This is a genomic window from Vibrio sp. 1159, from assembly GCF_033340395.1.
GTDB lineage: Bacteria > Pseudomonadota > Gammaproteobacteria > Enterobacterales > Vibrionaceae > Vibrio > Vibrio alginolyticus.
The window spans coordinates 13,381-33,681 of sequence record NZ_JAWOWL010000014.1; the positions used below are offsets into that span (position 1 = coordinate 13,381).

18 protein-coding genes and 1 pseudogene are annotated in these 20,301 nt (G+C 43.8%); 13 read left to right on the plus strand and 6 right to left on the minus strand.

What is annotated here, in order from left to right:
• Window positions 1-124: 124 nt before the first annotated feature.
• Window positions 125-2,143 (minus strand): methyl-accepting chemotaxis protein, encoded by a 2,019-nt coding sequence (locus R7127_RS12730; protein ID WP_213895591.1) that lies wholly within the window; start codon window positions 2,141-2,143, stop codon window positions 125-127.
• Between the two features lie 134 nt (window positions 2,144-2,277).
• Between R7127_RS12730 and R7127_RS12735 the strand changes: the two genes are divergently transcribed.
• A complete protein-coding gene (locus R7127_RS12735; protein WP_005377619.1) occupies window positions 2,278-2,772 on the plus strand; it encodes an NlpC/P60 family protein in 495 nt (164 codons plus the stop codon).
• A gap of 44 nt (window positions 2,773-2,816) precedes the next feature.
• On the opposite strand, the gene R7127_RS12740 is transcribed toward R7127_RS12735, so the two are convergent.
• The 3 genes and pseudogenes from R7127_RS12740 to R7127_RS12750 all read right to left on the minus strand — a co-directional run bounded on the left by R7127_RS12740 (window position 2,817) and on the right by R7127_RS12750 (window position 5,288).
• On the minus strand, window positions 2,817-3,161 hold the full coding sequence (locus R7127_RS12740) for a DUF3802 family protein (RefSeq protein WP_005377620.1): 345 nt from the start codon (window positions 3,159-3,161) through the stop codon (window positions 2,817-2,819).
• 190 nt (window positions 3,162-3,351) lie between these two features.
• A pseudogene (locus R7127_RS12745) lies at window positions 3,352-4,314 on the minus strand (diguanylate cyclase).
• Complete coding sequence (locus R7127_RS12750) at window positions 4,314-5,288, minus strand: response regulator (RefSeq protein WP_042523017.1); 975 nt, start codon at window positions 5,286-5,288, stop codon at window positions 4,314-4,316. Before R7127_RS12750 ends, R7127_RS12745 begins: the two are co-directional and overlap by 1 nt.
• Window positions 5,289-5,512: 224 nt before the next feature.
• Between R7127_RS12750 and R7127_RS12755 the strand changes: the two genes are divergently transcribed.
• Together R7127_RS12755 and R7127_RS12760 are read left to right on the plus strand one after the other, a co-directional pair.
• The gene (locus R7127_RS12755) at window positions 5,513-6,379 is read left to right on the plus strand and encodes a fructosamine kinase family protein (protein ID WP_047102259.1); all 867 of its coding nucleotides are present in this window, start codon (window positions 5,513-5,515) and stop codon (window positions 6,377-6,379) included.
• 253 nt (window positions 6,380-6,632) lie between these two features.
• Window positions 6,633-6,827 carry a CPXCG motif-containing cysteine-rich protein gene (locus tag R7127_RS12760; protein WP_047102257.1) on the plus strand — a complete coding sequence of 65 codons (195 nt, stop codon included), beginning with the start codon at window positions 6,633-6,635 and terminating at the stop codon, window positions 6,825-6,827.
• 75 nt (window positions 6,828-6,902) lie between these two features.
• Here R7127_RS12760 and R7127_RS12765 read toward each other — a convergent pair whose 3' ends face one another.
• Window positions 6,903-7,514: a riboflavin synthase gene (locus R7127_RS12765; RefSeq protein WP_005377625.1), complete on the minus strand. Its 612-nt coding sequence runs from the start codon at window positions 7,512-7,514 to the stop codon at window positions 6,903-6,905.
• Between the two features lie 392 nt (window positions 7,515-7,906).
• Between R7127_RS12765 and R7127_RS12770 the strand changes: the two genes are divergently transcribed.
• Both R7127_RS12770 and R7127_RS12775 read left to right on the plus strand, forming a co-directional pair.
• Window positions 7,907-9,277 carry an MATE family efflux transporter gene (locus R7127_RS12770; RefSeq protein ID WP_053303080.1) on the plus strand — a complete coding sequence of 457 codons (1,371 nt, stop codon included), beginning with the start codon at window positions 7,907-7,909 and terminating at the stop codon, window positions 9,275-9,277.
• A gap of 133 nt (window positions 9,278-9,410) precedes the next feature.
• Window positions 9,411-10,409: a DUF3080 domain-containing protein gene (locus R7127_RS12775; protein ID WP_053303081.1), complete on the plus strand. Its 999-nt coding sequence runs from the start codon at window positions 9,411-9,413 to the stop codon at window positions 10,407-10,409.
• Window positions 10,410-10,424: 15 nt separating this feature from the next.
• On the opposite strand, the gene R7127_RS12780 is transcribed toward R7127_RS12775, so the two are convergent.
• The gene (locus tag R7127_RS12780) at window positions 10,425-11,270 is read right to left on the minus strand and encodes a DNA ligase (RefSeq protein WP_017634928.1); all 846 of its coding nucleotides are present in this window, start codon (window positions 11,268-11,270) and stop codon (window positions 10,425-10,427) included.
• A gap of 423 nt (window positions 11,271-11,693) precedes the next feature.
• Here R7127_RS12780 and R7127_RS12785 point away from each other — a divergent pair, with 423 nt between their 5' ends.
• From R7127_RS12785 to R7127_RS12820, 8 genes are all read left to right on the plus strand, one after another.
• The gene (locus R7127_RS12785) at window positions 11,694-12,014 is read left to right on the plus strand and encodes an STAS domain-containing protein (protein WP_017634929.1); all 321 of its coding nucleotides are present in this window, start codon (window positions 11,694-11,696) and stop codon (window positions 12,012-12,014) included.
• Window positions 12,015-12,040: 26 nt separating this feature from the next.
• The gene (locus R7127_RS12790; protein ID WP_017634930.1) at window positions 12,041-12,907 is read left to right on the plus strand and encodes an OmpA family protein; all 867 of its coding nucleotides are present in this window, start codon (window positions 12,041-12,043) and stop codon (window positions 12,905-12,907) included.
• The gene (locus tag R7127_RS12795) at window positions 12,904-15,006 is read left to right on the plus strand and encodes an SLBB domain-containing protein (protein WP_318148406.1); all 2,103 of its coding nucleotides are present in this window, start codon (window positions 12,904-12,906) and stop codon (window positions 15,004-15,006) included. Before R7127_RS12790 ends, R7127_RS12795 begins: the two co-directional genes overlap by 4 nt.
• Window positions 15,006-15,692, plus strand: coding sequence for an AAA family ATPase (locus tag R7127_RS12800; protein ID WP_005377635.1), 687 nt, complete (start codon window positions 15,006-15,008; stop codon window positions 15,690-15,692). Before R7127_RS12795 ends, R7127_RS12800 begins: the two co-directional genes overlap by 1 nt.
• 11 nt (window positions 15,693-15,703) lie before the next feature.
• Window positions 15,704-16,084 carry an Hpt domain-containing protein gene (locus tag R7127_RS12805; RefSeq protein ID WP_005377636.1) on the plus strand — a complete coding sequence of 127 codons (381 nt, stop codon included), beginning with the start codon at window positions 15,704-15,706 and terminating at the stop codon, window positions 16,082-16,084.
• A gap of 308 nt (window positions 16,085-16,392) precedes the next feature.
• Window positions 16,393-17,919, plus strand: a complete 1,527-nt coding sequence (locus R7127_RS12810; RefSeq protein ID WP_262585085.1) for a sigma-54-dependent transcriptional regulator — start codon at window positions 16,393-16,395, stop codon at window positions 17,917-17,919.
• Complete coding sequence (locus tag R7127_RS12815) at window positions 17,894-18,964, plus strand: glycosyltransferase family 4 protein (protein ID WP_064376591.1); 1,071 nt, start codon at window positions 17,894-17,896, stop codon at window positions 18,962-18,964. The genes R7127_RS12810 and R7127_RS12815 overlap by 26 nt, the downstream gene beginning before the upstream one ends.
• A 144-nt stretch (window positions 18,965-19,108) precedes the next feature.
• Window positions 19,109-20,293 carry a glycosyltransferase gene (locus tag R7127_RS12820; protein WP_064376590.1) on the plus strand — a complete coding sequence of 395 codons (1,185 nt, stop codon included), beginning with the start codon at window positions 19,109-19,111 and terminating at the stop codon, window positions 20,291-20,293.
• Window positions 20,294-20,301: the final 8 nt, after the last annotated feature.

Genomic DNA, 20,301 nt, shown 5'->3' on the forward strand with positions numbered 1-20,301 from the left:
CCTTTAGAAATGAACGAGATGAGATGTAACTCACTTTTGCGATGCAAATAGGAGCCATTAAATGAGTAGCCGTAACAAAAAAGCAGAACCGAGGTTCTGCTTTTTGTCGGTGGAAACATCTCATTTACTTGGTCTGATGAAGCTCATACTTGTGCAGCATTGCTTGCTGGTGCCCAGCAATTTCCGCCACTTGCTCAGAACTCTCAACCATAGACTCAAGCTGCAGCTTTGTGCGTTCGCCAAGATCAGAAATATGTGTGATGGATTGAGATACATCTGCCGTCGCTCGTTCTTGTTCTTCTGTAGCAACTGAGATTTGCTCAACACGTTCTTGAATGTGCTTAACCGCGAGGTTGATATCAGAGAATGTCGATTTCACTTCATTGCTGGACTGTAGCGCGTGGGTCATTTCTTCTCTTGAATCATTAACTGCTTGGCGCGAGCGCTCTGCGGCAGTAATAAGCTCGCTCATCATTTCTCGGATGTTCGTAGTTTGTTGAGAGGTATCACTTGCAAGTTTGCGAACTTCATCAGCGACAACCGCAAATCCACGCCCTTGCTCACCAGCACGGGCAGCCTCTATTGCCGCGTTGAGAGCAAGTAAGTTGGTGTTGTCCGCGATCCCACTGATCATATCCACCATTTCACGAATCTGTTTAACACGCTGGTCTAGCTCTAACATTGACTGTTCATTTACATCCAAAGAGCTTTCTAATGACTCCAAACGTTCGCGGTTTTGTTCCACGACTTGAACCCCTTTTTCAGTGTGTTGGGTTGCAAGGAGCGAGTCCTGTGAAGATGCATTTGTCACCATTGCTATTTCACGAATAGAGGCTTCAAGCTGCGTTATGGTCGTGATCATACTCGACAACGCTTCATTTTGTGTTGCCAACCCATCACTTGTTTGTTCGGCTGCACTGTGACTTACTTCTGCCGTCTGATAAAGCGTTTCACAATTGCGCGTCACCGTTTGAATGGAGTCATGTGTGGAATCGATTACTTGATTCAACTTTCGTGCTACTTCTTTCAGCTCATAGGGGCCAACTTCTTCTGCCTTGTCACGAAAATCATGTTCGGTAAGTGCTGAAAGACGCGTTAGTACATTCCTTAACCCTCGGTTTGTCCATGACTTGAGACTAAACCAAGTAACAAGAATAATAAAAGAAATCACACACGCCGCAAACACGAGCACAACGCTCACCGATTCAATGGTCTCGTTGACCACCCGCTCCTTTTCATCGATCAACTGACCAGCGGTTTGGGAGATTTGATCAAGTAACCGCATGGTTTCATCCGCAAGCATCGAAGCCTGTTTAAACTCTGAACGTTGCAATTCCCCTTGTTCTAGTTTGGCGAGGATCAAACGCAGCACGCCCTTTTCACTAAAGCCTTGTTTCACCATCTCATATGGTGCGGTTAAGCTTGCATATTCACTTACTTCAGGATGGAAAGATTGGAAGTCTTCATAGGCGAGTTTAATACCTGCTATGCGATTTCGCATTTCTCGGTATTCTTTTTCGGCTTTGTTTAATTCTGAGTGCATCATCATGACTAAGAACGTACTTTCCATTGAGCTTGCAGAAGCAATGAAACGGTTAGCGGCATCGCTCGACTCAGGATTATCAGCACTAAGGAACGAACTGATTCGATTCATTTCCGGGCCGATAGAGCTAAGCCCATAGCGAAAACCACCAACAGCGGCATCAATATCCATTTGAATTTGTATCACCGAAGATTGCTTCAACAAAATGGACTGCGTGATGTTATGTAAACGCGCTAGTTTGGTGTCTAACTCCTCCGAGAGTTGCTGAGCTACACCAGACGCTTTCACAACCAAAGTTGTGCTTTGAGTTGCAAGAGAGTCGATTTGCTCTTTTACGAGAGGCAACTCTTTCGGCTCAGTAATCTGCATACCATGGTTGAGTAGCTTAACCATCTCCAATACATTCCTGGTTAACTTTGCGTTTGCCATCGCGATTGGTAATGCTTTTTGCGACAAGTCTTCAAATTGTTCCCCTACCTGTTCCATTCCTTTGAAACTTGAGACAGAAAGGGCTATAACAAGAGTAATGATAGTTAAAAATGTTGCACTGACAGCCTGAATCAGTGAAAGTGATGTGCGTGAGCGTTTTCGCTTTGCCATAATCAATTTTTATTCTTTCTTAAGGTTGAATCGGTTCTGCAGTGATTCCGTCACATTTGTGAGACAAAACCGTGATTTGCAGCCCATACTATGGATTGGTTATGACACTAATATTTCAGTTGTGAGTCATAGAGATGACAGGTGGTGATTTGCGTCGAGTATATTTTCCTTTGATAATCAGTGTGCTACTAAGCGCCTGCTCTTCTGGGCCTGAGCCTAGTGAGCAAGCTCAAGTGACAGCACCTACAAATCAGCTATTGTCGGACAACCCCGACTTGTTCGAGTTTTACACAGAGTGGCACGGCACGCCTTATCGCTTAGGCGGGACACAGAAATCTGGAATTGATTGCTCAGCATTTGTACAAAAAGCGTTTATTGAGGCTTATCAGCTCTCGTTACCAAGGACAACGAGGCAGCAATCAACGCAAGGTGTGGAGTTAAGTTGGACGGATGCCAAGCAAGGGGATCTAGTGTTTTTTAAAACAAGACGTACAACTTATCATGTCGGAATTTACTTGGGTAACAAGCAGTTCATGCATGCATCGACGTCTAGAGGTGTGATTATTTCAAGAATCGACAACCCATACTGGGCATCTAAGTTTTGGCAAATAAGAAGAGTTACAATGTAACTCTTCTTACTCTTAACCGGACATTGCTGTAAGTTAAAACAATATCAGTCGTAAGTCGCAACAGCATTATCGAACAGATTTTTGACCAGAGCGATGTATTCATCAAGGAACGTGATCTGTTCATTGGTCGCTTTTTTATGCCATACCCCAGCCAATATCTCACCAAGATCTTCAACAACTGCATCAGCCTCTTTCAACAATTTGAAACGTACGCTCGAGTGAAGTTCTGGATTTTGCTCAAAAATCGCCATGATGTTTGAAGCCACCATATCGGTGACAACATCTTCGATGCTTTCGGATCCAGTGTCGCCAATTTCGGTCGTAAAAATATCTAGATTTAGAGACAAGTGCTCGATAAGAGCGAGATATCCATCGGTTTCTAAAACCACTGTTTTTCTCCGTTTATTGCAAGCCTTCGAAGCTGAAAGCAGAATAGTTTCAATAGTAAGACATGCCGAGAAAATTTCATTAACTTATTTCATATTAACAAACATTCACGAACCAACTGGATGATTTTCAAACAATTGAGCTTTGCTTCACTGAATTCGGATACAGGGTTTCTTCAAACCTTTTTATATTTCAGCCATTTTCATGCAAACAGGTTTGGTTACGACCATTTTCTTTTGCACGATACAGCGCAGCATCGGCACTCTTTAACCATTGAGTGTGAGTTTCAAAATAAGGCTTATACTCGCAAACACCAATACTTATCGTGTAATTAATCAAAAAATCTTCCACTTTCACGATCTCTTGCTCAATTCTTTTGCGCAAACGCTCTGCGAAATAGCAAGCTTGCTCCTGGTTTGTGTGAGGAAGTAGTACGGTAAACTCTTCACCACCAAAACGACCGCAGATGTCACTGCTTCTTGCTGTTTTTCTCAACAAGGCAGAGGTTCGACGAATGACTTCGTCCCCTGTCGGGTGACCATAAGTATCATTCACCTTCTTAAAGTGGTCGATATCGAATATTACTAATGAGCATGGTCCGTCGATAACTTTTAAGTGAGCAAACTCATCTTTCAATGATTGCTCCCAATAAGCGCGATTAAATAAACCTGTTAAACCATCTTTGCGACTGATTTCCGACAAATGTTGATTTGTTTATTTCAAATGAATGCGATTTCTCGCAGTTTCAGAAACATCATTGACTTGAATCGCTATGTGGCTGACCTCTCCTGAGAGCCCAATTAACGGCGTGATCACGATATCTTGATACATAAAATCACTGCTGTTTGAAACCGGAGAAAAATTGTTGAACTTAAAAAGATACGGTCGGTTTTCCCAGCTAGAAAAAGAACGAGTTTCCAGATCGGCGGCAGCTTTTATCTTGGTTTCTAGCCAAGTTCTTGGCAGCTCTTCAAAATGCTCAAATAAACATTCACCAAGAATTTCTTGTGATAGAATGCCACTGTATGACTGCATAAAACTGTTCCACACACACACTTTATACTCTTGATCCAAAACAATAAGCCCTGAATCCATCGTATCGAGAATTTGTGTGACCCAATGAAAGTCTGCTATGTCCAGCGTGATATCGGACATTAGATTAGCTCCATGATTTCATAGATTATTTCTACGGATGGCTTATCAATTAAAAACAGTACCTCGCACTCGAAATCGAGCGCTTCTGCCATGTAGGTGTATTCGATAGTAAAGAGCTCACCCAACTCGCCTTGCTCTTCACAATAAGGTGTTAAGGTATCCACAATGCCTGGCTGACGAAGTGAGAACTGCTTGTCGAGTTGATCGCCCAATGATGTGAGAAATGACGAAACCAGTAGGTTAGAGATATTCAAGATGATTTCATTATGAGGCGTAAACTCAAGGAGGTAACCTAATTTTTCCCCAATCTGATTGATATCCCTACCACGTAAGCACACCAGTGCCTCTCCGTGAATACCACCACCGACAAACCTCTGCGCTACCGCAACGGAACTGTCACGCCCAACCACATCAACCAGTGTCATATGAAGCTCGCCGTAGGACAACGGTCCAACATGAGGAACAGGAAGTTGTATGAACTCATGTAAATGGTCGGCCATAATCGCAGCCCCTTTACCAAGGGCAATGTTCGCAATTTCACGGAATTTGGCTAGTAAGGAAAGCTCTTCGCAACCCTGGTTTTTAGAATCAACCGAATGACTAGGTTTGAACGCATAATGCAGTCCTAATTGTTCGTATAGTGGGAGCACCTGCTCTTCTGTCAGAGGCTTAGCGATAAAAGCTTGAGCACCAAGATCGAGACAGCGCTGTTTTGCCTCTTGTTGAACATCTCCAGAAATAATGACGATGTTGGTCGGGTACTGACTAACAGGTAATGATTCGAGGACCTCAAAACCATCCATTATAGGCATCGTTAAATCGAGAAACAAAATATCGATATTTTGCTCAGCAAGAATATTAAGCGCCTCATAACCATCTTGCGCTTCAATAAGATGCAATGATGTATCTTGTACGATAGAACGCGCAATAAGCTTTCTTGCAACAGCTGAGTCATCACATATCAGTATTTTCATGCCACCAATGGAACTAACGTCAAAAAAATCATAATACCTGTTGTAAACGTTCATCTCCATATGCTAAGCCAACAAATCAGAGGCTTATAAGCGATTTGATTCACATTTATACAAATTGACTACACTAAGAGGAAGGTTTCTTTACTAAGTATGCTCAACATAGCGCCAACTCCCTGCTATTTATCCTAAACTATTGGTGGTCAAATAGATTCGCGAGGTTTTGTATGTGGCAAGCAATATCGCAACAGCTTTCTGATACTTTATTGTTCGATTACCAGATCACGGAAAAAGTAAGGCTGTCTGGTGGGGATATCAGTGAAAGCTACATGATCAATGATGGCGAGCAACGTTATTTTGTGAAAATTAACGATCGCGAGTTTTTGTCTAAATTTGAGGTAGAAGCTGAAAGCCTGCATCTTTTGCGTGAAACATCAACCCTATTTGTACCTGAGGTGGTATTGGTTGGTAAAACCAAAAATGCCTCATTCCTAATTCTTAACTACCTTCCAACGAAACCATTAGAAGATGGTCCCAACAGCTTTAAATTTGGGCAGCAATTAGCTCACCTACACCAGTGGGGCGAGCAAAAAGAGTTTGGTTTTGATACCGACAACTATCTCGGTTCGACTCTACAGCCCAACAAATGGCACAAGAAATGGTGTGTATTCTTTGCTGAGCAACGCATAGGATGGCAATTACAGCTCCTTAAAGAAAAAGGCGTCACCTTGGTTGATATCGATGACTTTATCGACGTCGTAAAACAGCGGCTAGCAAACCATGCTCCGGAACCTTCTTTGTTGCATGGCGATTTATGGAATGGAAATGCGGCACTCACTGCATTCGGTCCTATCTGTTACGATCCTGCATGCTATTGGGGGGACAGGGAGTGTGATATTGCGATGACAGAGCTTTTTGGTGGATTTCAACCAGAATTTTATCAAGGCTACGAATCGGTTATACCACTTTCTTCAAGCTATGAAGAGCGTAAAGATATCTATAACCTTTACCATGTTCTCAACCATTGTAATTTGTTTGGCGGCCATTACTTGGAACAGGCTCAACTGGTTATTAATAAAATCATTTCTTATTAATTTGGAAGCCACTGCATATTTCAAGATGTAAAATCTCGAGGCACATCACTACAGAAAATCACCCTAAGCTCAAGGTTGAGTTTGGGGTCAAGTTTTGTACTTATTTCGACTCAATTAGCAACAACTCGACCTAATATCAAAGGAGACTTAACTTTGGATTGTGCCTATTTTCCTTGTAGGCAAAGTAAGTAAAGGGCTGTACTTCCTTGATGAATAGTGTGTTTAAAAGCCCTGCGAGATTAGGAGTTGTTGTATGAAAAATTATACCGAAAGGTATGTAAAGTGCCCGCATTGCGGACATTCTATCAGCATTACATTGGATGCAAGCAATGGTGACCAAGAATTTTATGATGATTGCCCAGCTTGTTGCCACGCTATCCACCTAAATATGCGAGTGGATGAGCTACAAGACAAGGTCGAACTATTTATCGATGACAATTACGAATAGCAGCTCGAGCATGTGAACATCAGAAATATAAAAACGCTTAAATGAAAAAGGAGCACTCGGCTCCTTTTTCTCATTCTAAAGCTGTTTTGCTGCAAGAACGCGCTCAACAGTATCAACAATTGCTTGAGTCTGAGGATCAAACTCAATATTAACACGCTCCCCTACTTGTCTCACTCCGAAAAGCGTTCGCTGCAAGGTTTCTGGAATTAGGTGTACCGAAAAACGACACGCTTCAACTTCACCAATAGTTAGCGAGCAGCCATCTAAACCAATGTAACCTTTCGCTAATACATATTTCATTGATTCTTGCGGCAGTTGGAACCAAATCGTGCGGTTATTGGGCGTATCGATGATATCGACAATATCTGCCGTTAAACTAATATGACCAGACATGCTATGCCCGCCTATTTCGTCACCAAACTTAGCCGCGCGCTCAATGTTTACGCTATCCCCTTCCACCAGCCGACCTAAATTAGTAAGAGCCAATGTCGCTTGCATTAAATCAAAACTGATAAGGTTGCCTTCGATCTTAGTCACAGTTAGACAACATCCGTTGTGTGCAACGGATGCACCAATTTCTAACCCTTTACAAAGTTCATCGCTTAACTCGACAACGTGCGTTTGAAAGCGTTCTTTTTTATCAATTTTAACGACCTTCGCCGTACCCTGAACTATTCCTGTAAACATTTCTTTTTACCTATTGATTTAATACCAACTGTAGTCGAAGACTAAGCCCTAAACACTGCGCTACAGGTCGGAAATAAAGACCGCAGACGATAAAGCCATGGCTTAATGAACACTGGTTTGTTCTCATGCATGCTTCAACATTACCATGATTCGCTGCTGTTCTCAGTAAAAGCGTATCCTTAGCGTGGAGAGCGTCCAGTCAGTGTTATCGACTATTCGCTACCTAGCTATGGAATATGAACATACAATTGTTTATCATTTGCGCGGAGTTTCTCCGAGGCATTTTTTCACCTTATCGTGACTAAAATCAATCATCAGATCCGTTCACCACATCTTTTGCCCTCGAGTACTCTCATTCTTTCAACTTATTGTTCCGCTCTGGAGTATTTTTCGTGCATCGCTATAAAGAAGAAGCATCAAGTCTTATCAAATTGGCGACCCCGGTATTGATCGCATCTGTCGCTCAAACTGGTATGGGGTTTGTTGATACCGTAATGGCTGGCGGCGTTAGCGCCACCGACATGGCTGCGGTTTCTGTCGCTTCAAGTATTTGGCTACCATCCATTTTGTTTGGGGTGGGTTTATTAATGGCATTGGTCCCTGTTGTCGCACAGTTAAATGGCTCTGGTCGTCGAGTGAAAATCCCGTTTGAAATTCAGCAAGGCGTCGTTTTGGCATTGCTGATCAGTGTGCCGATAATTGCAGTCCTGCTTCAAACCCAGTTTATTCTCGGGCTGATGGATGTTGAAGCACTGATGGCTGAAAAAACGGTGGGATACATTCATGCCGTTATATTAGCAGTACCCGCTTTTTTACTTTTCCAAACGCTTAGAAGCTTTACGGATGGTATGTCATTGACGAAACCGGCAATGGTTATTGGCTTTATCGGTTTGCTGCTCAACATTCCTCTAAACTGGATTTTCGTGTACGGCAAGTTTGGTGCACCTGAATTAGGCGGTGTTGGCTGTGGTGTAGCAACCACGATTGTTTACTGGGTCATGTTTGCCATGCTATTGCTGTATGTGATGACATCAGAGCGATTGAAAAGCATCAACCTATTTGGAGAATGGCATCGCCCACAATGGAAAGCGCAAGTTCGTCTATTCAAGCTCGGCTTTCCTGTTGCAGCAGCGCTGTTTTTTGAAGTAACACTGTTTGCTGTCGTTGCACTGCTCGTTTCACCACTGGGTCCTATCATTGTGGCAGCGCATCAAGTCGCGATTAACTTCTCCTCGTTGGTATTTATGCTACCAATGAGTATTGGTGCAGCAGTAAGCATTCGTGTCGGCCATCGACTTGGTGAAGAAAACGTAGATGGCGCGCGCGTAGCGTCACGAGTCGGCATTATGGTTGGTCTAGCATTGTCCGTTCTCACAGCGATTTTAACCGTCTTGTCTCGTGAGTGGATCGCCGAGCTTTACACTAGCAACCCAGAGGTAATCACTCTAGCGATGCACCTGCTCGTATTTGCCGCTGTTTATCAATGTACGGATGCGGTTCAAGTGATCGCAGCTGGTGCATTACGCGGCTATAAAGACATGCGAGCTATCTTCAACCGTACTTTTATTGCTTATTGGATTCTTGGGCTGCCAATTGGTTACGTCCTTGGCCGTACAGACTGGATTGTCGAGCCAATGGGAGCACAAGGCTTCTGGCTTGGTTTTATCATCGGCCTATCTTCTGCGGCCTTTCTGTTAGGCGTCAGAATGCGTTGGATGCATCGCCAAGAGCCAGAAGTGCAATTGAACTTTTCAGTTCAATAAAAAGTAAAAAAGCCAGCATCCGCTGGCTTTTTTGATCGAATAATCACACGGTTGAGTATACTTATAACAAGATTACGAAGCGGTTGATTTTGCTCTCTAGACAACGGATACGAAGTTATAAAAAAGGATATTTGTGCGGTCTATTTTATTGTTCTTAATCTTGATTCTTAATGGTTGTGATAACTGGTTTAATCCAGAGAACGCCATGTTTGATAAGTATCATCAACGTGTAGCCAATGTATTGGAAGCTCCTGCTATTCCAATAACATTACAGTCTACGGTAACGATTCCTGCGAAACGCGTTTTGTTCGAGCCATTGCCAAGGCTATCTATTGGCCTGCTAGAGAGCTATCAATTACGACAGTGCGGACTCTTTAATTTACTTGCCGAGAAAAACTCACAACTTGGAAAGGTGCAGGATGCCTTTCATGATTTTGATTATCAAACTGCCCTTTTAAGAGTCATGAATCGATGTTTATCCGAATTTCCACTTAGCGATGAAGAACGCGCGACATTGACAGAGCTTTACGCAACCAAGTGGCAACATTTAGACATTCATCTCGACAACTTACTACTCGTAAGTGATGCCATGCAAAAGCAACTAACTGCCTCTGATTGGCTATCTCAAGACACGACGAATGATATTGCACGCATTAACGATGTCTATCGTATTTTCAGCGAAATGTATGATTTACCCCACCGCGCGGTCTCACGTCTACCCGATGTGGAAGTTACGCAATATCAAGAAGAGTTAGAGAAATCTCGTTTACTCGGACGACTTTACTATTCAATGGTAAATACATCCCTTTGGTTAAAAGCGACAACTCAGCTACTTGAGCAGAACCAGAGCAATGTATTGTGCGGGCCGAACAGAGACACCACTCAGTTCCGCTACTTAAGAAATGTCTTTCAATCCATTTACGTTGAAGAAGTGCAACCTTATTTGGCTTATTTAGACAGTACCTATCAACAACTTAATGATGGTGCCACTTTGGTGGAGAACCGTATGCAACTCCATGGTCACCAGTATGGCATCATTGAGGCACATAGGACATTTAGGCAAGAAACCCTAAACCACGTTCAGTTTTGGCAGGGTCTCTTCAAACGATGTGGCGTAACCGTTGGCAACTAGTAAGTGCAGAGCGTTCTATTCCTTCAACCTTTCACGCAAGAATCGAGCAAAACGTGGTTTACCAGTATGTGTAAAACCGTTATATCTAAATGTAATGGTTGAACCAATTTTCGGAGGCTGGCGACGCACTTCATCGGTAAATCCGCTACCGATGTAAAACTCAATGCCATTTGGTAAGCGAACTAACATTGCTCCCATCATACCTAATAAGCGCCCTGTTCCTGGCTTATAACCCACAACTAACGCTTCATCATCTGCGTATCGTTTTAGTTTAAGCAAATCACTACCGCGTCCAGCCTGATAGCGGCTTGATACCTTCCGCAACATCACCCCTTCACCGTCGGATATTGAAATTTTATCCAACTGTGTAAACAGATGAGCTTCATTTTGAATGGCTCGGTGCTCGACATATTTGATATGAGGCTGGTCGACTTCAAGCACTAAATCTTTGATGTTGTAATAACGCTTCCGATAATCACCAGCGGAATATGGCATATCAAAGATCATAAAGTCGATATGTCGCCAAGCAGACTCTACAGGAGTTTTATCTAATACCGTTTGCTGAACAAGATGAAAGTTACCTCTCCCAGCCCAAAGTTCACCATCCAACGGATAATCAGGCAAAGGTCCTGTAAACCAATCTGGGGCGTAGATTCGATTACCATTTCTCGTCACGAGATGTTGCCCAGTCCAATAAGCGCGAACACCATCAAGTTTTTCGCTATACCAATATTCAGACACATCAATGCCATCCTGATAGCTTTGTGCAAGAGAAACTGGTGGTGCGAGAGAAGTATCCGCTTGAGGCTGTGAAGACGCTGCCATAACAGCCAGCGCAATTAATGTCATTTTTAATGGCATAAGAAGACCTTGTACAAAAAATCGCCTTTATTGAAACGTAAGTCCTCTCGATGACCTATTTATTACTAGTTATTCTTCGACTCATAACAATCAACATTAGTAATAATTTGCAAAGATAATCATAAACTTTAGACAGGTTTTGCATTTAGTCGTTACACATTATTCTCGTAAGGCGGATGGTTCGTCAATCGAGTTGGAATCTAATCATGACGTGCCTCCCCCGGTCTAACGACTTCTTTCGGCTCAAAATCTCTTATAAGCAAACCATTTCTCTGTGCGTTTTTGATTCTCAATTTGAGAATCAGTCCTTTCTCAAATTGAACAATATCATTAACAATATTTAACTGTTTGATTTTTCATTAATTTCAAATTGGCACGTTACCTGCTCTATATCCAATTAGAAAAACAAACGGAGACAGAGTCATGGAATTACGCAAACTAGAAATCAATCAAGACAAGTTAGCCATTGAGTTTTTTGGTGACTTAGACGCAAGCGGCTGTCGACAAGCACAACATCACATTGATGAAGTAATTCACAACAATCATCACAAAGAAGTCGAAATTAACCTACAGCACGTCCAATTTCTTGATTCTTCAGGGATTGGTGCCATTGTTTACTTATATAAGCGTCTAGTTGAACGTGAAAGAAGCATGAGTATTGAAAACGTATCAGGCCAACCTTTAGAAATCATGAGCTTGCTTCGTATCAACCATGCCATTCCCGTTAACTCAAAAGGACACTAAAAATACCGGTTTAAACGGAGGTTGGCATGGTAAATCTTTTACGACGATATGCAGTAAGCGGTCTTGTTGTCGGCATGTTTGGTTGTTCGTCGTTTGACTACCCAGAACACGGGAAAGGTGGCTTGGCGGAAAGCTATCAAGATATCTCGATCGAGAATTATCAGTTTTCCCCAGTAATGCCTGACGAGCCTTTAGGTCCAGAACATGGGTTAAGGTTTGATTGGCAATTGACCAAGTTACATCTAGACGCACTAATCCAAGAGGGCGCGCGCTGGTGTTTTCCTGCGGCAGTTGTTCAGGCCCTTGAAAAACAAAATAGAATTGCGCGCGAGTTAGAAGGTGGGCTTTTACTCGACGCTGCCAACGACCTTGTGATTCAGCGTCGACGCTTAAACCAGCTCGAACAACAACTCGACTACGTACTGAGCCAAACCACTTGCACACCGCCCGATGATATTGAAGCACTACGTAGCGACCTAAACATAGTCTCGGATATCTATGCACTACTTAATATCGACAACCAGTTTGCTGTCGATTCAGCAGAAATCAACCCGAAGTACATGGGACATTTGGCAGAAGCAGCCTACATTTTACGTGACCACCCTAACCTATCTCTTGTAGTAACGGGGCATGCGGATGCAACTGGAACACCCGATTACAACCAGAAACTTGCTCAAGCGCGTGCGGAACAAGTAAAGCGTTACCTAACCGTATTTGGTATCACTTCAGAGAGAGTCACTACCAAATCTGTCGGAGATAACCTGCCACTCTATGAAGGTGAAACATCTGCCGTGCGTTTAACTAATCGTCGAGTAAGCATCGAGGTTATTAGCCCTAATTCAGATAGCGATACCTCAATAAACCGCAACCCAACGGCAGGAGGCGCGCTATGAACACGATGAAACCATTTATCCTCTTAATGTTGTTGTGTCTGGTCGCGTGGGTACCATCTTCCATAGCGGATGAGAGCAATACTGTTAAGGTCGGTGATTTAATACAGATTAACTTACCCGGAGAGGCGTCGTTAAACCAAGGGTTTCAGGTTGATCGTCGTGGACGAATTAATTTACCAGAAGTCGGCCCTGTATTAGTGGCCGGCTACAATGAACAACAACTCCAAGACGTGATTATCGACAGGCTAAAGACCGTGTATCGTGACGTTAACAACGCTCGAGTTTTTATTAAACAGCAACAGTTGTTAGTGTCCGTTCAAGGCTACGTGGTCAAACCCGGTGAATATACCTTACCTTCTGGGTCCAACATTCAAATGTTTGTGTACGAGGCTGGCGGCCTGCGCGCAGGGGCTCAGCTTGATAAAATGATCGTGAAACGTGGAAATAAAAACATTGAATTTGACTACAAACGCTTCCTTGATACGGGTGACAATAGCCAGCTGCCAAAACTAGAATCACTGGATGTCTTATTTGTCCCCGCTTCCCCACTCGTTGGGAATATTGAGCAAGAGTTTGATGCAGCAAAACTCGCGAATTCAGGTGACAGCGCAGATTCCGCTCGTGCAATCAAAGTCTTTGGTGAAGTCAACGCACCTGGCTCGTTCTCATACAAGCCAAACACCACGCTAGTTGATGTCGTAATGCGAGCTGGCGGCGTGACACGATATGCCAGTGTTGAGCAAATTCGAGTGATAACAAACAATAACCCAACCATGTTTAACCTGAAAAAGTACCTTGATACTGGAGACCAAAGCCTACTGCCAGAGATCCTGCCAGGTGCCACCATCTTTGTCCCAAAACAGGAAGAAGAAATCAAAGCAGGTGCAAATGTGGTTTACGTGATGGGTGAAGTCGCCCATCCTGGGGCATACGAAGGCAAGCAAGGCGCTAGCTTCATGGATATCCTCGCCAACGCTGGCGGGCCCACTCGCTACGCAGAATCTCGCCAAATTCGCGTTATAAAAGCCGATGGCAAAGTCATCAAATTCGATCTTACCGCGCATACAGAAGGACTATCTTCAGCCAGACCACCAAATGTTGGACCGGGAGACGCGATTTTCGTGCCGGAGAAAACCGATTTCAATGAGAAGTCTTGGTTAAAAGTAGCACCTAGTCGAGCGGTCGCAGTGATGGGAGAAGTTGTTCGCCCTGGACGCATCGAGTGGTCAGACGAAATGGATTTGATTGATCTGCTTGCACACGTTGGAGGCCCAACTCGACGAGCTGATACCACCAAAATTGAAGTCGCCAATAACGGTCAAATGACACAATTTGACTTAGACCAATACATTCTGGATGGCTCACCAACATCAAGTCTACCTCAAGTTTCCGCAGGTACAGTCGTAAGGGTACATGCATTGCCTGACGACCCATCCGATAATAAATCGCAATGGGTAAGCCAAAGCTCTGACGCATCGATATACGTTTTCGGGCAAATCAATGCACCTGGGCGCTATCGTTTCACTGAAGATATGCATTTTCTGGATATTTTGTCTGCCGCCGATGGACCGACAATGGATGCAGATATTCACAACATCCGTGTCACACACCGAGGCCTAGGTTATGCCAAAGTGAGTAAATTGAATTTATCGATGTACTTTGAAACAGGTGATGAATCAATTCTGCCCCACGTTCGTCCTGGTGATACCATTTACATTCCAGAAAAAAACAAAAACTGGTTAGATCGTTCAAAAGAGTCCACGGTACGCGTATTAGGTGAAGTAAGAGACCCAGGGCGATACGTATTCAATGACAACATGACTGTGCTTGATCTGTTAGCGGAAGCAGGAGGACCAACTGACAATGCCTACCTTGAAAAGATCAGTGTGGTCAATATGTCTTGCTGCCAGGGCCAAGCCCGAACATTTGATTTGGTGAACTTTAGTAAAACAGCCAACATTTATGAGCTGCCAGTCATTCGCGCAGGCGACACGATTTACATTCCCCATAAAGACGAAAGCTTTATTGAAAAAGCGAGGGCCGGATTAAGAGATATTTTACAAATCACCACAACCATCGTGTTAATAGGAGCGTTGTAATGACTATTCCTGCAACTCACGCTGAGATTGAACAAATTTATCTTCAGAGTGAACAGAAAGGCCACAAAACGATTTGTGTTGTGGGTTGTAAATCTGAAGATGGTGTCACTTCCGTGGCTTCATCTCTTGCAGAGCGCTTGGTTTTAGCAGGCCACAATACTTTGTATGTAGACCTCAACTTATTCAAACCCGCTTATCACACTGTTCACGAATTTGATGATGACGAGAAGGTTGGCCATTTGATCACACGAGAGAATACACATCAAACTTTAGTCGGCCTCCCAGCTCCATCTCTCGCCAGTACTCAGTTAGCGTACCGAGACCCAACAACGCTGAAACAAAACATTGCACAATGGTTAACGCAGTACGAGCGCGTCGTGATAGATACATCACCACTTCTTAGTGTCAACCGAAGCAATATTGCGCCTCAAGTGATTGCTGGCGTATGTGATGCTACTTTGTTAGTAGCGCATTATGGCTCTACGACTGCAACCCAGCTCGAGCAAGCCAAAAAGCTACTCGATGCTAGCGATGCGAACTTGATTGGTTCTGTACTGAACATGAAGCACACTCCAAGCCTGAAAGATGAGTTAATCCGCCAAGTTTCCAAGCTGCGTTTCTTACCAAAAAAGTGGAAAGAAAAACTGTCTCAGCAAATTAAAAAAAGCGAACTGTTTATGTTATAGGGAGCGCTATTATGACGATAAATAACACATTGACTATCGAGCAAGAATTAGTGGATGAGCATATTCTTCAGCAAATGATCAAAGATACGTGCGCCGAAATCATCCCTACCTTGATTGATCACTATGTCGAAGAGTCACGTGATCGCATGGAGAAAATAGAGCAAGCATTAAGCACAAAAGATCTTCAAACATTAGAGTTCGAGGTTCACACACTGGGCAGTTCTGCTCTCGCTCTAGGCAATCGAACGCTTTCAAGACAAGCAAGAATGATTGAGAAGTACTGTGTCGAAGGAAAAATACCAAAAGCATTGGAGCTTTGTGAAACACTTCCTCAACTCGCCAATGAATCGTTTGATGCGTTAGAAAAGCGAAAAGCTCAAGGGTTTGAGTAGTATCAGTGTCTTACTCCCTAGCGAAGCATCGCGTTTGATAAAGCGCGATGCCGACATCATCTCAGAAATTTAGACTCCAAATTCAGTCACCCTCGCCAAGCCACACACCTTGAAATTATTTGGGCATAACTTAATCAATTAAAAAGTATGGATTTTTCGCAAATTTCCTACCTTGTGCTAATACTTAAATAACGCTTTTCTCAAATTGAGAATTTTCAGCACTAGAGAGCAATAAACCACTCATAACGCCAAATAGTAGTGCTGACAAAAATCATAAAAAATGAAACAAACTACGTTGGGATGGGACTATGAGACCAAGGGTGTTACTGGTAGAGGACTCTACTTCACTAGCCATACTTTATAAGCAGTATGTTAAAGACGAACCTTATGACATTTTTCATGTCGAGACAGGTCGCGAAGCGATTCAATTTATTGAAAGAAGCAAACCTCAGCTCATCATTCTCGATTTGAAACTGCCCGACATGTCTGGCGAAGACGTGCTGGATTGGATCAACCAGAATGACATTCCTACGTCCGTTATTATTGCTACGGCGCACGGCAGCGTCGACTTAGCCGTTAATCTAATTCAAAAAGGTGCGGAAGATTTCTTAGAAAAGCCCATAAACGCTGATCGCCTAAAAACGTCAGTTGCATTGCACCTTAAACGCGCCAAATTGGAAGATTTGGTGGAAAATATTCAGTCCAAGTTTGATCGCCACAACTATCACGGATTCATCGGTTCAAGTCTCCCGATGCAGGCGGTATACAAGACCATTGATGCTGTTGCGCCAACTTCTGCCAGTGTGTTTATTGTGGGAGAAAGCGGCACAGGTAAAGAAGTTTGTGCTGAAGCCGTCCACCGCCAGAGCGACCGTAAAGACAAGCCTTTTATTGCAATTAACTGTGGGGCTATTCCACGAGATTTGATGGAAAGTGAGATTTTTGGTCACGTTAAAGGAGCCTTTACTGGAGCGACAACAGATCGAAAAGGTGCGGCGACGCTGGCACATGGTGGTACGCTTTTTCTTGATGAGCTGTGTGAAATGGAACTTGAGATGCAAAAGAAGTTGCTCCGCTTTCTACAAACGGGCACTTACACCCCTCTTGGTGGCACTCGAGAAATGAAAGTGGATGTGAGAATCATTTGTGCCACTAACCGAGATCCATTAACAGAAGTAGAAGAAGGTCGTTTTCGTGAAGACTTATACTACCGTGTGCACGTTATACCTATTGATATGCCCCCATTACGTGAACGAGGAAGTGACATCGTCACGCTTACCAAGCACTTCTTGACCACTTACGCCAAACAGGACAAAAAGAAATTCTCAACAATCGACAGTGAAGCTCAACATATCATCAAGCATTACGAATGGCCGGGTAATGTAAGGCAACTACAAAACATCATACGTAACATTGTGGTGCTTAATAACGACGAAAAAGTCACGGTGAGCCACCTACCCGCTCAACTCACTAAAAAGTCTAAAGTGACGAAAACAACGACGCCTGCGCATGTTGCTCAAGAGTCAGCAAACATTGCACCAATCACACCACCACCTGGTTATACTGAGGAACCTTCACCTTCTGCGGTCGAACCGTCGATTACCGCAGCGGAGCTGCCTGGTACACCGTCCTCTGCTGCTACCTCACCGTACTTTAACTCTGATGGAACCATTCGTCCTATGTGGCAAGTAGAGCGTGAAGCAATTCAAAACGCAATCGCGTACTGTGATGGCAACGTCCTCAACGCCGCTGTCATGCTGGAGTTAAGCCCATCTACGGTTTACCGAAAAAAACAAGCGTGGGAAGCGGATGAAATTAATCTCGAACAATCTTGATAAACCTGCCATTGGTGAAATTTGGATCTTGCTTGATAGCCGTCTATTCGGCGGCATTGAAAGTCACGTTATCGAGCTAGCTCGGGGATTAATCGCCTTTGGAAACAAAGCTCGAGTTGTGCTAACCACTGAGTATTCGCCAGCCGCTCAGATTGTACAGAAGGCAAAAGAAGCCGCGATCCCTGTGAGTTACTTAAACTATTTGTCTGGCGAGCCCAATAAAGCTTTAAAAATTAAACACCTAACAAGCGCCGTCGCCAATCACCAACCCTCAGTGGTTCACTCCCATGGTTATAAAGCGTCGATTTTGTCGCGCTGCGCCAAACTGCTCACCCGTACGTTTCCTCGTTTGATTTCAACTTATCATGCTGGTGAATCGTCCTCAGGGAAGCTATGGCTATACGATTGGCTTGATAGAAGCTCAGGCAGCCTATCTGACTATTGCTTTGCTGTCAGTCCAAGTATTCAGCGCAAAGTTTTTTGTTCTTCAGAACTGCTGAATAACTTTGTTTCGATTCCCAACAGTCAACTCAACTATCAGGAGATCGCTTTTGTCGGCCGATTGAGCCAGGAAAAAGGCGCCGATCAATTTATTGAGGTAGCGAGGCTCTGTCCAACATTACAGTTTAGTGTGTACGGTGATGGCCCAGAAAAAGAGTCGCTTAATCAAACTGCCCCTCAAAATGTGACTTTCTTCGGCCATCAAACCGATATGGAAGGTGTTTGGGAAAATATCAGCGTACTTATTATCTCTTCTCGTTATGAGGGTCTTCCAATGGCGGCGCTTGAAGCCATGTCGAGAGGCATTGCCGTGATGAGCTTACGTGTAGGTCGTCTTCCAGATATTATCCAAACGGGTAAAAATGGTTTTATCGTCGAAGACATTCCCTCTCTTGCTAAATGTCTTCATGACTGGATGTCGATTGGTGAAGCGCAACAATCACTCATTCGCCAGAATGCTCGACAAACCATCATTGATGATTTTTCAGCGCAAAGTGTGATTCCCGTATTGCTACAAAAATATCAAATTGAAACGGATCACTAATCCATATTGGTTCTCAATATGAGAATGATGAGGTCTAAATATAAATATCATATAAGATTCAATCACATAAACTAATGGCATATTTTGGCATCTCTATTGCAGCTCAGCAGTTAACGCAGATTAATGATGAGACAGAGGTGACTTATGACTATGCCAAAACGCATTCTATATGTTCATTATGGTGATAATTGGATTCGCGGCAGTGAAGTGGTGCTTCTGGATCTCATTTCAGGAATCGACCGCAATAAGTTTGAGCCTTTCGTATGGTCAAACTGCCAACCATTAATCGATAAGTGCCAATCGCTCGGAATTGAAGCGGAACATTCAGCCTTCAATTTGGTTGGTGGTTGGAGCGCTCCACGCTGGGATATTAGCGGGTGGAATAGCCTTATCAAACAAGGCTCAGATTTGATCGAAAAGCACAGCATCGACTTGGTACACGTCAATAGCGGCGGCCCTTGTCAATGGATGTGTTTGGCTGCTCGCATGAATCATATACCACTTGTCACGCAACTTCATTGCCATTATACATTGCGCGATCGCTTCTCTCTCGGACTTCACCTCTCTCCAAAATTGATTTGCGTTAGCAAAGATGTTGGACGCGAAATTCTTCAGGACGGCTACCCACAAAACCAACTTCATGTCGTACACAACGGCGTTTCACTTCAAGGCGTGGATACACCCATAGACATTAAAGATCGCCTCGGAATCCCATCACAGGCCTTTACCTTTCTGTCGGTGGGTTCGCTGATTAAGCGCAAAGGGTTTGACCGCCTTATTCGGGCAATGCGCATGCACAACTACCACCACCACAACCCTCACCTTGTTATTGTTGGTGACGGCGAAGAAAGAGAAGCATTGCAACAGCTTGCCGCAGATCTTGGTATCCAAGAACGAGTGCACTTTGTCGGAGAGCAACACAATGCTGGAGCGTGGATGTGTGGTAATGCAGACGCTTTTATTAGCGGCGCCTATGAAGAGGCCTTTGGTCTCGTGCTCGGGGAAGCGGCTTTAGCTCAACTGCCCATCGTGGCTCCTAAAACGGGAGGCATTCCTGAGTTGTTCGAGCATAATCACTCTGCATTGCTGTACCAGAACAGTGGAATGGCGAGCCTGTTAAACGCGATTCAACAAGTCATGCAAGACGCGGCATTAAGAAACAAGCTGGCGGAAAACGCTTACCTACATGCTAGCCAGCACTTAACGACGACTGCATCTATCAACGCTATTGAACGTATTTACGAAGGTGAACTTAATAATAACGCCATTACACCAATGCCAATGACTCACTGCATGAAGCCTCTTTCACGCTGGTTGAGCATCAATTGAGGAGCCCG